Origin of the sequence: Lentzea indica, from assembly GCF_012184385.1 — a bacterium.
GTDB classification, from domain to species: domain Bacteria; phylum Actinomycetota; class Actinomycetes; order Mycobacteriales; family Pseudonocardiaceae; genus Lentzea; species Lentzea indica.
Map to the genome: position 1 here is coordinate 17,452 of NZ_VSRL01000100.1, position 11,997 is coordinate 29,448.

Here is an 11,997-nt window from a genome sequence, read left to right on the forward strand (position 1 = left end):
CACGCGATCGGGGAGTGCACATGGCGCGGTGGAGTCCACTGGCGTTGGTCATCGGTTTGTTGGCGGCGGTCGGCCTGTACGGGTCGACCGCCGCTTCCGCAGCAGCTCCGCTCACCGTCGCCCAGGCGATCAGCAAGCAGGACGGGACGTCGGCGACCGTCCGCGGGTACGTCGTCGGCCAGCCCACGGCCACCACCACGGTCGTACGTTCGAACTACCCGAGCGACTACGCGCTCGCACTGGCCGACTCGGCATCCCAGACCAGCACGTCGAGCATGGTCTACGTGCAGATCCCGTCGGCGTTCCGCGCGTCGTGGGGCCTTCGCACCAACCCGTCGCTGCTGGGCAAGCAGATCGACGTGACGGGCTCGTTGAGCGCGTATTTCTCGCACGCCGGTCTGACCTCGTCCACGGCGTTCGCGTTCGCTGGCACGACACCGACGCCTACTACGGCCACCAGCACCACAGCGCCTTCGGCTTGTGAGAGCTACTACACGGCGGCTTGCGGCAAGTCGGGTCCGGCGTTGAAGACCGCTCTGAACGGCATCATCCGCAACCAGACCAAGCTGAGCTACGACGCGGTCTGGGACGCGCTGAAGGCCACAGACCAGGATCCGAGCAACTCGAACAACGTGATCCTGCTGTACAGCGGCACGTCGCGATCGAAGTCGTTGAACGGCGGCGGGAGCGAAAACTGGAACCGCGAGCACGTCTGGGCCAAGTCGCACGGTGACTTCGGCACCGCCACCGGTCCCGGCACCGACATCCACCACCTGCGGCCGGAGGACGTGGACGTGAACGCCGACCGCGGCAACCTGGACTTCGACAACGGCGGCACACCGAACACCGAGGCGCCCAGCAACCGCGCTGACGCCGACTCCTGGGAGCCGCGCGCCGCCGTGAAGGGTGACGTCGCGCGCATGCTGTTCTACATGGCCGTGCGCTACGAGGGCACCGACGGCTTCGCGAACCTGGAGTTGAACAACTCCGTGAACAACGGCACCGCGCCGTACCACGGCAAGCTCTCGGTCCTGCTGCAGTGGCACCAGCAGGATCCGCCGGACGCGTTCGAGAAGCGCCGCAACCAGCTGATCTACGACAGCTACCAGCACAACCGCAACCCGTTCATCGACCACCCGGAGTGGGTCGCTTCTATCTGGAGCTGAGACGTTCGAGGAAGGGGCGTTGCGCGGAGACGATCTTCGCGCTCGCCTCTTCCACGGTCATCCACGCGACTTTGTCGACCTCGGGGAACGACTTCTTCTGACCCGACTTCGGCGGCCACTCCATCTCGAACGTGCCCGGCGTGACCGTCTCCGGATCCAGGTCGCCCTCGAGCGCCCAGACCGTGATGACCTTGCCGGAGCCTTTGGCCTCACCGAGCGGGATCAGCTCGCCCTCGGGGACCTTCAGACCGAGCTCTTCCTCGAACTCGCGGCGTGCGGCCGCCTCCGGCGTCTCGTCGTCGGTGTACTCGCCCTTCGGCACGGACCAGGCGCCGGCGTCCTTGCGGGCCCAGAACGGGCCGCCCATGTGCCCGAGAAGCACCTCCAGCTGCTCGTTTCGCCTGAAGAGCAGGATTCCGGCCGACCGTTTCATACTGTCCAGCATGGCGGACTGGGTCCTTCACGTGGACCTCGACCAGTTCATCGCGGCGGTGGAGGTCCTCCGCGACCCGTCGTTGCGCGGAAAGCCCGTGGTGGTGGGTGGCAACGGCGACCCGACCGAGCGCGCCGTCGTGGCCACCGCGTCCTACGAGGCACGCGAGTTCGGCGTGCACTCGGGGATGCCGCTGCGGACGGCGTTCAAGAAGCTGCCGGACGCGATCTTCCTGCCCGCGGACCACGCGCTGTACGACGCTGCCTCGGCGGACGTGATGGCCGTGCTGCGGTCGTTCCCGGTGGTCGTCGAGGTGATGGGGTGGGACGAGGCGTTCGTCGGGGCTTCCTGTGATGATCCTTTCGAGCTGGCCAGGTCGCTGCAGGCGGCGGTCCTGGAGTCGACCGGCCTGCACTGCTCCGTGGGCATCGGCGACAACAAGCTGCGCGCCAAGATCGCAACCGAGTTCGGCAAGCCGGCCGGGACGTTCCAGCTGACCCGTGCCAACTGGGTCGAGGTGATGGGACACCGGCCGACGTCCGCGCTGTGGGGCATCGGCGCGAAGACCGAGCGCAAGCTGTCCGAGCTCGGCATCTCGACCGTGACCGACCTGGCTTCCGCTTCCGCCGACGCGCTGGCCGCCCGGTTCGGCCCGCGGATGGGCCCGTACTTCCGCACCGTCGCGCTCGGCGCCGGCGACACGGTCGTGAGCGCGACACCGTGGGTGGTGAAGTCACGCAGCCACGAGAAGACCTTCCAGCAGGACCTCGCCTCGCTGGAGGACATCCGGCGCGAGGTCGTGGCGCTGGCCCACCAGGTGGCCGCTGACGTGGTCGCCGAGGGCCGCCCTGCCGTCCGCGTGGGCGTGAAGGTGCGCTTCGTGCCCTTCTTCACGAAGGTGCGCGCGATGAAGCTGCCTGCGCCGACATCGTCCGCGGACGACCTGGCCGCGGCCGCCCTGGCCGTGCTGGACCGGTTCGAACACGGCCGCGCCGTACGTCTTTTGGGGGTACGCGCAGAATTCTCTGGCGATGATGTCGAACCAACACCTTCTTCTTCGACGTATCAGTAAGTAGACGCTTTACCGCTAGGAGAAGAAGATGACCGCCTCATCGCTCACACACCGCGACCGAGCAGTTCTCAGAGCCGTCGCCGACGGCCGTTGCGAGATCGCCGGAAGCTTCCTGCTCGTCGACGGCCTGTGCTGCGCCGACCAGTTCGTCGGCCTGCGCCTGACCTCGGCAGGCCTGATCAGCACCCGTCCCGGCCCCGCAGCGCTGACCAGCGCAGGCTACGAGATCCTCGCCGCGGCCTGATTTCGTTTTCTGGGGATCTCGTTCTTGCGGAAGATTGACATCAGGTACTTGTTCGCGAACCGATAGCCGCCATCCGCGGTTCGGTGCGGTTCAGCGACAGCCTTGATCTTCTCCGCGACACTTTCTTCACCCTCGCTCTCGATGAGGCGCTGGTACCTGCCCACGCTCAGGAAGGTGCGCAGCATCGTGTCCTCGTCGGGATGTTCCTGAGGAATGTCGATCGTGAGTTTCACCTGCGGCTCTGGCAGTTCCACGCGCCTGCGCGTGCCGGGCTCCGCGAACGCTCCTTCAGGGTCGGCCGCGAAGAACAACGCGTTGAAGGCCGTCACGACGTCGAATCTGCCGTCCTCCCAAGGCAAGTGCCCCAGCGCCCGCACGTGGAACTCTGCGTTGCTCGCCTGCCGCGCCAGCTCGATCATGGCGTGCGAGATGTCGATCCCGGTGGCTCGTGCGCCCGCGTCCATTGCCACGGCACAGAACTCGCCGCTGCCGCACGCCAGGTCGAGCACCGTGGTGCCCGCGGCGGCCGTTCAGCCCCACAGCTCGCCATCCCGGACAGCCTGGGTGTCGCTCATGGCTCGACCCCAGCCTTCGGCGTGCTCGCGGAAATCCGCTGGCCGGTACGCGGATCATGACAGGTATGGGTGTCTTGACGCGGGTGCTGCGGACGTTGGGCGGCGAGGAGGCGCTGGACCGGCTCGCGGGGCTGCCGGGCAGCGACCTCACGACCGTGCTGCTCGCGTTGATGCGCCGGCGCGCGAACGCGTTGTCGGGGCCGGACGTGTTGCGGCAGTACCGCTCCGACCGCTTCGTGGCGCCGGCCGACGTGCCGTTCGGCGTGCTGCGGGCAGCGGAGGACGGGCTGCTGGCGGCACTGCCGCCGTCGTTCTCCGTGCTGGGGCTTGCTCCCGTAGCACCGCTGGGAACGTGCTCCGCCGTGGCGGAGATGGACCAGAACAACGTGCTGTCGACCATTCGCGGGACCGAGGTCGCGGCCGACCCGACCAACGCGTTGGCGCTCGAAGCTGCCGTACGCAGGCAATCCGGTCCTGACGACGTGCGGCTGGCGGCGGTGCAACGCGTCGTGCGTGCGCAGTTGTTCAGCGGTGCCGGGAGGTTCGCGCACTTCACGTTGTTCGCCGCGGTGTCGGCCGGGCGTGACCGCGGGTCGCTTGCCTTTGAGCGGCAGCACTTCGCTGAGCACATCGCGTTTCTGCGTGAGGCGTGCGGTGACATCGAGGTGCGCGTGACCGTGCTGGACCCTCGCTTCGAGGTGGTGCGCGGTGACCTGCCCGCCGACCCTTCGCGGCGTACCGGGTACTACCAGGGCTTGTGCTTCAAGGTTTTCCGCAACGGCGTGGAGATCGGCGACGGCGGTTTCGTCGACTGGACGCAGCGGCTGATGGGCAACCGCAAGGAGCGGCTGCTGATCAGCGGCGTGGGCGTTGACCGCTTCGCGACGACCTGATTCCAGCGGGGTGCGGTCGCGGCCGGTTTGGTTGTCAGCGCTCGGCGTAGCGCTTGGCGAGCTCCTCCTCGCGGTCGGTGGGCCAGGGGCAGCGGATCTCGCCCTGCGTGGCCGCGAAGAACAGCTCCAGGTGCACGTGCCACGCCGCGAGCGCCTCAGGGCCGTGGGCGTTCTCCTGGAACAGCGTGACCGTCGTGCCCTGCAGCGGCACGTGGTCGAACTCCCAGCGCACGACGCCCTTCGGTTCGCCGTCCTGGAGCCACTCGTACTCCAGCAGGCGCGGTGGCTCGGACCTGGTGACCTTGCCCGGGGTGAGGCTTGGATGCGCGGCGCGGGCCGGCACGGTGTCCTCCGTGCCTTCGGTGAGGAGCTGCCAGGCGTCGTCGAGCGGCTTCCAGACCAGGTCGCGGACGAACAGCACTCCGTCAGGCTGGTCGGTGCCCTCGTCCAGGCCGAACTTCCTGACGTAGTGCTCGATGCGCGACAGCCACTCCGGCGGCGGCTCGAACTTCGTGCCGTCGGCGTGGGCGACCAGCGCGTCCAGGCAGGTGATCCAGCCGGGGGTGTCGCGGCCGACGGACAGCTTGTTCGTGACGACCGCGGTGAAGACCAGCAGGCAGCCGTCGTCGTTCGGCAGGATCTCGAAACGCAGCACGTCGCCCAGCCAGCGGAACGCGAACACCTTCGGCGGGTCGGACTCGAGCAACTCGCCCTCGCCGCCGTCGGAGTCGACAGGGGCCGCGTCCGGGAACGTGAAGCGCATCTTCTGGCCGTCGATCTCGACCTCGGCCGGGAACCAGTGCTTCATCTCGGCCGGATCGGTGACGACCCGCCAGACCTTCTCCGGCGAGTGCCGCAGCCTGCGCTCGAAGCGCAGGACGGGCTTGCCCTCGATCATCCGCAGTTCGGCGTCCACGGGTCAGTTCCCTTCGATCTCGTCGAGTCGTCGTTCGAGCGCGTCCAGGCTCTTCTCCCACATCCGCCGGTAGGGCGCCAGCCAGGCGTCGATCTCCGCCAGCGGGCCGGGGGAGAGCCTGTACCAGCGCCGTTGGGCGTCGGTGCGCACCTCGACCAGACCGGCCTCACGCAGCACCTTGAGGTGCTTCGAGACGGTCGGCTGGGTGAGCGTCAGCCGGTCGACGAGGTCGCCGACCGGCCGCTCGCGCTCACGCAGCAGGTCGAGGATCTCCCGGCGACTCGGATCCGCCAGCACGGCGAACGTAGATGCCATGCCAGCAATATAGCTCGTTCGGCATATACGGTCGAGCTCAGTCGGCGAGGCGGATGGCCACCTCCGTCTTCCACTTGGCTGGATCCGGCTCGACCGCGGGGTCGGTGAAGTACGTCTCCAGGCGGGCGCCCCAGCTGTCACCGTCGCGATCGAACTCGAGGGTCTTGTCCTCGAGGATCCGTTCGGTGACGGCGACCAGCCCGTCCAGGTGGCCCTCGTGGACCTCCACCGCGTACCGGCCCGCGGGCAACGTCGCCGTGAACACGTCACCGGAGCCGGGCACCTCGGCGATCGTGGGAATGGCGGCCTCCACCTCGTACTCCTCGCCCGTGACGCGTAAGTACCGGAAGAACGGCGCGCCGAGGATCGGTAACTCGCGATCGGCCAGCCACTGCATGACCTCGGGAAACCGGTCGGCGATCTTGGCGAACGTCTCCAGCGTCACCGTGGCCCTGACCGCGGCGTAGGGCTGTTCTTCACGTGTCTCGATGTCCATACTGCCACGCTAGCCACGGCCACTGACAGAAAATCCGCGTTCGACTGGAACCGGGCCCGGTTAACGTGAAGTTCATGCACCGCACCCTCTCCGTGGCCAGCTCTCCGGTGCGCGACCTGCTCGCGCTGACCTCTCGTCCCGAGGTGATTTCTTTCGCGGGTGGACTTCCCGCCCCCGAACTGTTCGACCTGGACGGTGTGCGCGCCGCCTACGATCTCGCGTTGCGGGACCGCTCAGTGCTGCAATATGCCCCCACAGAAGGAAATCCGGCACTGCGCTCGCTGGTCTCCGCGCGCCTGACCGGCCGTGGACTGCCCACATCGGACGTGCTGATCACCACCGGTTCCCAGCAGGCGCTGTCGCTGGTGGCCACCGCGCTGCTGGAACCGGGCGCCGTCGTGGCGGTCGAGGAACCGACGTATTTGGCGGCGCTGCAGTGTTTCCAGATGGCCGGCGCCCGCATCGTGCCCGTCGCGAGCGACGCCGACGGCCTGGACCCCGCGTCGCTGCGGTCCGTTGTGGCCGCGGAGAAACCTGGACTGCTGTACCTCGTGCCGACGTTCGCCAATCCGACCGGGCGCACGCTGTCGGCCTCACGACGTGCGGAGATCGCGGAAATCGCCGCCGAACACGACCTGTGGATCGTCGAGGACGATCCCTACGGCGAGCTCCGCTACCGGGGCTCCGCCGTCGCCCCGCTCGCATCGATCAGCGATAGAACCATCTACCTGGGCAGCTTCTCGAAGGTCGGCGCGCCCGGCATGCGCCTCGGCTGGCTGCGGGCACCCGCGGACCTGCTCCGCACGCTGGTGATCGTGAAGCAGGCCGCCGACCTGCACACGTCCACTGTGGACCAGGCCGCCGCCGCGGCGTACCTGACGCACAACGATCTCGACGCTCACGTCTCCCGCTTGTGCGTCGAGTACGGCGCACGTCGGGATGCGATGATCGCCGCATTGCCTTTGACTGTCCCTGATGGCACGACGTGGAGCGATCCGGACGGTGGCATGTTCGTGTGGCTGCGGCTGCCCGGTTCCGCGGACAGCGCCGAGTTGCTGAAGGAGGCGCTGCGCCACGACGTCGCTTTTGTGCCTGGTGCGCCGTTCTTCGCGACGATGCCGGACCATGCGACGTTCCGGATGTCCTTCACCACCAACACACCGGAGGAGATCGCCGAGGGCATGGCACGCCTGGCCAAGGTGCTCCGGTGAGCCTGCTCGACGACGAGACGCTGTGGAGTTCGTCGGTCGTCGCGAACTGCGAGATGAACCGCGAACGAGGCTTGGCGAGCTACCGCCGCGAGCTGGGAACCGATCTTTCACTGAGACCTGGGGCCCGTTGGGTGGATCTCTGCTGCGGCTCAGGCAAAGCACTGGCTGAAGCGGCGCGGGAGGACGTGACGATCGTCGGGGTTGACCTCGTCGATCACCACGTGCCCGCATGCCCGGGGTTGAGTTTCGTAGTCGCGCCGGTTGACCAGTGGAATCCGGCTGCGTCCGTCGATCTTGTGACGTGCGTGCACGGTTTGCACTACGTGGGCGACAAACTCGGCCTGCTGGTGCGCGCTGCGTCCTGGCTCTCGCCCGCGGTCGCCTCGTGGCGAACTTCGACGTCGCCAGTGTGCGCCGCGCCGACGGTGTCCCGTTCGGTCGCGCGCTGACCAAAGCGTTGCGCGAGGCCGGATTCACCTACGACAACCGCAAGCGTCGCATCGGCTACACCGGCGAAGGGCAGCCCCGGCTTCCGTTCACCTACCTGGGCGCTGACGACAAGGCCGGCCCGAACTACACGGGCCAGCCCGCTGTCCACTCCTTCTACGAGCCCTGGGAGACCCAGGGGCCGACGCCGGCCACGCGGTCGACCTTGATGCGCGTGACGAAGCCGGGCGGCGGGTTGTCGAACGGCGGGAACTTCACCTCGGGACCGAGGTAGGTGTGCGCGAGGCGCTGGAGCAGCTCCGGCGCCCCGCCCTCGGTGATGCGCGCGGTGCCGTAGATGACCAGGTACTCCTGCAGGCCCATCTCGTTGATGTTCGGGGTTTCGAGTGACAGCACTACGCGGCCGTCGTTGCGGATGTTGCGGACCTTCTGGTGCTGCATCAGGTGGCCGGAGACGATCTCGTCGCCGTCCAGGCCCACCCAGACGATGGTCACCTGAGGTGCCCCGTCCTGGCCCAGCGTCACGAGGTGGGCGAGCGCGTTCGACTCCAGCACCGCCCTGGCGGATTCGGGAAGCATGAGGGCGACGCTACGCCGGTTCGCGGGGTTCAGCCTGGTCTTGCCGGACCCAGGAAACGGCGGGTCTGGTTCAGGGGCGGCACGTGGCGGAATCTCGGAGCCATGAAGACGTTTCTGATCACGGGTGGCGGTAGTGGCATCGGGCTGGCGACGGCGCGGGTGCTGGTCGAGGAAGGTGCGCGGGTCGTGCTGGCCGGGCGTTCGGAAGAGCGGTTGGCGTTGGCGCGCAAGGAACTCGACGTGGAGACCGTGGCGGCGGACGTGTCGAAGCTGGCCGATGTCGAGGCGTTGGCGGAGCAGGTCGGTGAGGTCGACGGGGTCTTCGCGAACGCGGGTGTCGGGGTGTTCACGGAGTTCGGGAGGGTCACCGAGGAGGACGTGGACCGGGTACTGGCCACGAACTTCAAGGGCGTGTACTTCATGGTGCAGCGAGCACGGCTCAAGCCCGGTGCGTCGGTGGTGATCAACGCGTCGTGGACGGTCCATCGAGGGCTCGCCGGCGCCTCGCTCTACACGGCCAGCAAGGCGGCGGTGCACAGCCTGGCGCGCACGCTCGGGGCGGAGATGCCCGGGGTTCGGGTCAACACGGTGAGTCCCGGCTACATCGCGACGGACATGTTCCGGGAGAACGTGGAGGACGACGAGCCGTTCCGCCGGCAGGTGCCGATGGGACGGCTCGGTGTGCCGGAGGACGTGGCGCACGTGGTGGCGTTCCTGCTGTCCGACCGGTCGGGGTACGTGACGGGGCAGGACTTCGTGGTCGACGGCGGCCTGGTGGGGGCTATCCCGGCATGATGGGTGCCGTGAGCGAGCTGGGGGAGTTCCTGCGTGCCCGCCGCGCGGCACTGGATCCGCCGGAACGAGCGTCGCGGCGGCGCGTTCCGGGGCTGCGCCGCGAAGAGCTGGCGCAGCTGGCCGGTATCAGCGTCGACTACTACACGCGGATGGAGCAGGGGCGCGCCTCCAACGCGTCCGACTCGATCCTGGACGCGTTGGCACAGGCGCTCGGCCTGGACGGTGCCGAGCGCGCGCACCTGTACCGGCTGGCGCGGCCCACGCGGGTGGAGTCGCCGTCGGAGGAGGTGCGGCCGGCGTTGCGGTGGCTGCTCGACGCGTTGCAGGGCGTGCCGGCGATGGTCCTCGGCCGGCGGCTCGACGTGCTGGCGTGGAACCCGTTGGCCGCGGCACTGGTGACGGACTTCCGCGAGCAGCCGAACATGGTGCGGTACATGTTCACCGACCCGGCCGCGCGGGACCTGTTCCCCGGCTGGACGGACTGCGCGCGCGAGAACGTCGGCTACCTGCGTGCGGACTACGGCGTGCACCCCGACGACCCGGCGCTGCTCGCGCTGGTCGAAGAGATGTCAGAGGTCTCGCCGTTGTTCCGCGCGCTGTGGGCGGAGCATCCGGTGCGCGAGCGGGAGCCCATGTTCAAGCGCATGAACCACCCGCAGCTCGGTCCGCTGGAACTGGCCGTGGAGACGTTGACCTCGGACGCGGGGCAGGCGTTGGTGACCTACGTGGCCGCGCCTGGTAGTCCGTCGGAGGAGGCCTTGCGACTGCTGGCTTCGCTCGCGGTCACGTGAACAGCTCCAGCGAGTCCTGGTGGTGGTCACACCGGCCGCCGCCTGTCGCGATCGTGCAGGGCATGCCCTTCTTCGTGAGGGCACCGCACTGCAACGCCGGGTCGTGCACGTGACACAGTCCGTTCGGCCCGGCGGTGATCGGACACGGCGTGCCCTTCTTCGTGGGCGCGCCACACGGTTCGCCGCTCAGCTCGCGTGGTTGCTTCGGCTTCGGCTTCGGCTTCGCCGCCTTCTTCGGTTTTGCCTGGGGCTGCGTGATGTCCCGCCCCGTCACCTCCTCCACTCCGCGCACGGCCAGACGGTCCGCGCGCTCGTTCTCCGGGTGGCCCGCATGGCCCTTGACCCAGTGCCACTCCACCTCGTGCCTGTTGGCAGCTTCTTCCAGGCGGCGCCACAGGTCGGCGTTCTTGACCGGCTCACGTGCCTTCGTGAGCCAGCCGTTCGTCTTCCACCCGTGCACCCATGAGGTGATTCCGTTGCGGACGTAGGTGCTGTCTGTGTAGAGCTTCACGGTGGACGGTCGCGTGAGGCTCTCCAACGCCACGATGGGCGCCATCAGTTCCATGCGGTTGTTCGTCGTCGGGCCGATGTCACCGCCGTACATGTCCTTCTCGTGCTCGCCGTAGCGCAGCACAGCACCCCAGCCGCCAGGACCGGGATTGGGACTGCACGCCCCGTCGGTGTAGATCTCGACCTCCATGCGTCATGAGGCTACCGACGAGGTCCGACACTCTTCCGGCGGCGGTTGTTGGCGATGATGTGGCGGAACATCTCGACGAGCGCGGGCCCGTTGATCGGCTGGTCGCGGTACACGGAGATCATGCGGGCGGTCTTGTTCGCGTGCCCGCTCGTGATGATGTTCTCCGGGTCCGGCACGATCGCCTTGTCGTAGAGCATCACGTTCACGTGGTCCTTGGTGCCGAGCAACGCGCAGATGTTGCCGTCCAGCACGAAGTAGGGCCGGTTCGTGAACTTGATCGTCTCCTCGACGTCCGGGTCGGCCTCGTGGACGAGCCTGCGGACCTCGCGGCAGATGTCCTGCTGCCACTCGGGCAGCCCGGCTATGTAGTCGTCGACGCGCGTGTTCATAGCCCTGTGTCGTAGCAGGTCGCCGATTCTCGACAACTGGGTTCGGTCGCTGCCTAACGCGGCAGCCAGCTCGCCATCTCGGCCAGGTCGAGCAGAGGGGTGGCGAGCGGCGTGATGTCGCCGGTGCCGTGCACGTCGATCAGCTTCTTGAACTCGCCCGCGTCGCGGCGGTTCCGGAAGCCGACCCACGCCACGGACACGACCGCGACGTTGCCCCCCCCGAAGGAGTGCGACACGCACTCCAGTCGGCCGAGGTCGTCGACGCGCCGCCGCCGAGTGACAGGCCTCCGCTGCTCGCCGCGACCGACACCGCCAGTACTCCCGCAGCCACCACAGCGCCCGCCTTGCCCGCGCCGGGATCAGTGCTAGCGGTAGGACAGGACGGTGCGGGCGGCGGCGATCAGGTCGGCCTCCCGTCCGTGCCGTGCCACGGCCTGCAGTCCAACGGGCAGACCTTCGGAGTCGAACCCCGCCGGAATGCTGATCGCCGGGTGGCCGCTGAGGTTGAACGCCCAGGTCAAGCTGGTGTTGATGCGCGAGCCCGGACCGTCGTGGCCGTGCGGCGGGCCGGGTGCGGTCGGAGTGAGCAGCAGGTCCGTGGTCTCGAACAGCTCGTCCAGCAACGGGTTCGGTCCGCAGCGGCCGGCGAACCAGTCGTCCGTGGGGTCCTTGAACGACAACGAGACGGGACTCGGATGTAGCGGAACAGCCGCCCGCCAGGCGATCTCGGCCTGCTCGGCGTCCACGGACGCGAAACCCAGGTCCGTGGACCAGACCGCGGCCGGCGAGTTGACCTCCGAGGTGCCCGTGTAGATCGCGAGCAGGTCTGGATCACGGGTGAAGACACCGACCGCGGCACGTTCGGACGACGTCATCTTCAGACCGAGCACGCCGACACCACGCGGCCGGGATGCGGATCGAGCCCGCGCCGTCGACGCCCGTGGCCAGCGGCACCACACCGGCGGCGACGGCCAC

The 11,997-nt window shown here is 68.3% G+C and carries 18 protein-coding genes and 1 pseudogene; 8 read left to right on the top strand and 11 right to left on the bottom strand.

Translation table 11 applies throughout. The features are described 5' to 3' along the window. The first annotated feature begins 20 nt into the window (after positions 1-20). A complete protein-coding gene (locus tag FXN61_RS25620) occupies positions 21-1,166 on the top strand; it encodes an endonuclease (RefSeq protein WP_167976584.1) in 1,146 nt (381 codons plus the stop codon). Here FXN61_RS25620 and FXN61_RS25625 read toward each other — a convergent pair. Continuing rightward, positions 1,153-1,599 (bottom strand): NUDIX hydrolase, encoded by a 447-nt coding sequence (locus tag FXN61_RS25625; RefSeq protein ID WP_246292005.1) that lies wholly within the window; start codon positions 1,597-1,599, stop codon positions 1,153-1,155. The two genes, FXN61_RS25620 and FXN61_RS25625, sit on opposite strands and share 14 nt — an antisense overlap. A gap of 10 nt (positions 1,600-1,609) precedes the next feature. Here FXN61_RS25625 and FXN61_RS25630 point away from each other — a divergent pair, with 10 nt between their 5' ends. Continuing rightward, positions 1,610-2,671, top strand: coding sequence for a DNA polymerase IV (locus tag FXN61_RS25630; RefSeq protein ID WP_167976586.1), 1,062 nt, complete (start codon positions 1,610-1,612; stop codon positions 2,669-2,671). Between the two features lie 28 nt (positions 2,672-2,699). Beyond that, complete coding sequence (locus FXN61_RS25635) at positions 2,700-2,915, top strand: hypothetical protein (protein WP_167976587.1); 216 nt, start codon at positions 2,700-2,702, stop codon at positions 2,913-2,915. Here FXN61_RS25635 and FXN61_RS25640 read toward each other — a convergent pair. Next, complete coding sequence (locus tag FXN61_RS25640) at positions 2,891-3,424, bottom strand: class I SAM-dependent methyltransferase (RefSeq protein ID WP_167976588.1); 534 nt, start codon at positions 3,422-3,424, stop codon at positions 2,891-2,893. The genes FXN61_RS25635 and FXN61_RS25640 overlap by 25 nt on opposite strands. Before the next feature lie 131 nt (positions 3,425-3,555). Here FXN61_RS25640 and FXN61_RS25645 point away from each other — a divergent pair, with 131 nt between their 5' ends. After that, entirely contained in the window at positions 3,556-4,383 is an 828-nt protein-coding gene (locus FXN61_RS25645) for a hypothetical protein (RefSeq protein ID WP_167976589.1), read from the top strand. A gap of 34 nt (positions 4,384-4,417) precedes the next feature. On the opposite strand, the gene FXN61_RS25650 is transcribed toward FXN61_RS25645, so the two are convergent. From FXN61_RS25650 to FXN61_RS25660, 3 genes are read right to left on the bottom strand one after another with little or no spacing between them, the layout of a single operon-like run. Further along, on the bottom strand, positions 4,418-5,299 hold the full coding sequence (locus FXN61_RS25650) for an SRPBCC domain-containing protein (protein WP_312877986.1): 882 nt from the start codon (positions 5,297-5,299) through the stop codon (positions 4,418-4,420). 3 nt (positions 5,300-5,302) lie between these two features. Next, positions 5,303-5,614, bottom strand: coding sequence for an ArsR/SmtB family transcription factor (locus FXN61_RS25655; protein ID WP_167976590.1), 312 nt, complete (start codon positions 5,612-5,614; stop codon positions 5,303-5,305). Positions 5,615-5,651: 37 nt separating this feature from the next. Beyond that, on the bottom strand, positions 5,652-6,110 hold the full coding sequence (locus FXN61_RS25660; protein WP_167976591.1) for a GyrI-like domain-containing protein: 459 nt from the start codon (positions 6,108-6,110) through the stop codon (positions 5,652-5,654). Positions 6,111-6,184: 74 nt separating this feature from the next. On the opposite strand from FXN61_RS25660, the gene FXN61_RS25665 reads away from it, so the two are divergent. Next, complete coding sequence (locus FXN61_RS25665) at positions 6,185-7,321, top strand: aminotransferase-like domain-containing protein (RefSeq protein ID WP_167976592.1); 1,137 nt, start codon at positions 6,185-6,187, stop codon at positions 7,319-7,321. Beyond that, a complete protein-coding gene (locus tag FXN61_RS52680; RefSeq protein ID WP_312877987.1) occupies positions 7,318-7,770 on the top strand; it encodes a class I SAM-dependent methyltransferase in 453 nt (150 codons plus the stop codon). The genes FXN61_RS25665 and FXN61_RS52680 overlap by 4 nt, the downstream gene beginning before the upstream one ends. A gap of 154 nt (positions 7,771-7,924) precedes the next feature. Here the strand turns inward: FXN61_RS52680 and FXN61_RS25675 are convergent, their stop codons facing one another. Beyond that, entirely contained in the window at positions 7,925-8,347 is a 423-nt protein-coding gene (locus FXN61_RS25675) for a PPOX class F420-dependent oxidoreductase (protein ID WP_167976593.1), read from the bottom strand. Between the two features lie 102 nt (positions 8,348-8,449). On the opposite strand from FXN61_RS25675, the gene FXN61_RS25680 reads away from it, so the two are divergent. Beyond that, a complete protein-coding gene (locus FXN61_RS25680; RefSeq protein ID WP_167976594.1) occupies positions 8,450-9,142 on the top strand; it encodes an SDR family NAD(P)-dependent oxidoreductase in 693 nt (230 codons plus the stop codon). Further along, the gene (locus FXN61_RS25685) at positions 9,142-9,933 is read left to right on the top strand and encodes a helix-turn-helix transcriptional regulator (RefSeq protein WP_167976602.1); all 792 of its coding nucleotides are present in this window, start codon (positions 9,142-9,144) and stop codon (positions 9,931-9,933) included. Before FXN61_RS25680 ends, FXN61_RS25685 begins: the two co-directional genes overlap by 1 nt. Positions 9,934-10,195: 262 nt before the next feature. Here FXN61_RS25685 and rnhA read toward each other — a convergent pair. The 5 genes and pseudogenes from rnhA to FXN61_RS52685 form a co-directional block, all read right to left on the bottom strand. Further along, a pseudogene (gene rnhA, locus FXN61_RS25690) lies at positions 10,196-10,633 on the bottom strand (ribonuclease HI); the annotation flags it as partial. An 11-nt stretch (positions 10,634-10,644) separates the two neighbouring features. Beyond that, entirely contained in the window at positions 10,645-11,022 is a 378-nt protein-coding gene (locus FXN61_RS25695; protein WP_167976595.1) for a DUF1801 domain-containing protein, read from the bottom strand. 53 nt (positions 11,023-11,075) lie between these two features. After that, positions 11,076-11,222 carry a hypothetical protein gene (locus FXN61_RS25700; protein ID WP_167976596.1) on the bottom strand — a complete coding sequence of 49 codons (147 nt, stop codon included), beginning with the start codon at positions 11,220-11,222 and terminating at the stop codon, positions 11,076-11,078. A 165-nt stretch (positions 11,223-11,387) separates the two neighbouring features. Then, positions 11,388-11,897 (bottom strand): amidase family protein, encoded by a 510-nt coding sequence (locus tag FXN61_RS50855; protein WP_246292013.1) that lies wholly within the window; start codon positions 11,895-11,897, stop codon positions 11,388-11,390. Next, positions 11,854-11,997 (bottom strand): amidase family protein, encoded by a 144-nt coding sequence (locus FXN61_RS52685; protein WP_312877988.1) that lies wholly within the window; start codon positions 11,995-11,997, stop codon positions 11,854-11,856. Before FXN61_RS52685 ends, FXN61_RS50855 begins: the two co-directional genes overlap by 44 nt.

Excerpts from the sequence above, each read along its gene's own strand:
- FXN61_RS25620 (WP_167976584.1), top strand. The coding sequence starts at position 21 with ATGGCGCGGTGGAGTCCACTGGCGTTGGTCATCGGTTTGTTGGCGGCG.
- FXN61_RS25625 (WP_246292005.1), bottom strand. The coding sequence starts at position 1,599 with ATGAAACGGTCGGCCGGAATCCTGCTCTTCAGGCGAAACGAGCAGCTG.
- FXN61_RS25630 (WP_167976586.1), top strand. The coding sequence starts at position 1,610 with ATGGCGGACTGGGTCCTTCACGTGGACCTCGACCAGTTCATCGCGGCG.
- FXN61_RS25635 (WP_167976587.1), top strand. The coding sequence starts at position 2,700 with ATGACCGCCTCATCGCTCACACACCGCGACCGAGCAGTTCTCAGAGCC.
- FXN61_RS25645 (WP_167976589.1), top strand. The coding sequence starts at position 3,556 with ATGGGTGTCTTGACGCGGGTGCTGCGGACGTTGGGCGGCGAGGAGGCG.
- FXN61_RS25655 (WP_167976590.1), bottom strand. The coding sequence starts at position 5,614 with ATGGCATCTACGTTCGCCGTGCTGGCGGATCCGAGTCGCCGGGAGATC.
- FXN61_RS25660 (WP_167976591.1), bottom strand. The coding sequence starts at position 6,110 with ATGGACATCGAGACACGTGAAGAACAGCCCTACGCCGCGGTCAGGGCC.
- FXN61_RS25665 (WP_167976592.1), top strand. The coding sequence starts at position 6,185 with ATGCACCGCACCCTCTCCGTGGCCAGCTCTCCGGTGCGCGACCTGCTC.
- FXN61_RS25675 (WP_167976593.1), bottom strand. The coding sequence starts at position 8,347 with ATGCTTCCCGAATCCGCCAGGGCGGTGCTGGAGTCGAACGCGCTCGCC.
- FXN61_RS25680 (WP_167976594.1), top strand. The coding sequence starts at position 8,450 with ATGAAGACGTTTCTGATCACGGGTGGCGGTAGTGGCATCGGGCTGGCG.
- FXN61_RS25685 (WP_167976602.1), top strand. The coding sequence starts at position 9,142 with ATGGGTGCCGTGAGCGAGCTGGGGGAGTTCCTGCGTGCCCGCCGCGCG.
- FXN61_RS25695 (WP_167976595.1), bottom strand. The coding sequence starts at position 11,022 with ATGAACACGCGCGTCGACGACTACATAGCCGGGCTGCCCGAGTGGCAG.
- FXN61_RS50855 (WP_246292013.1), bottom strand. The coding sequence starts at position 11,897 with ATGACGTCGTCCGAACGTGCCGCGGTCGGTGTCTTCACCCGTGATCCA.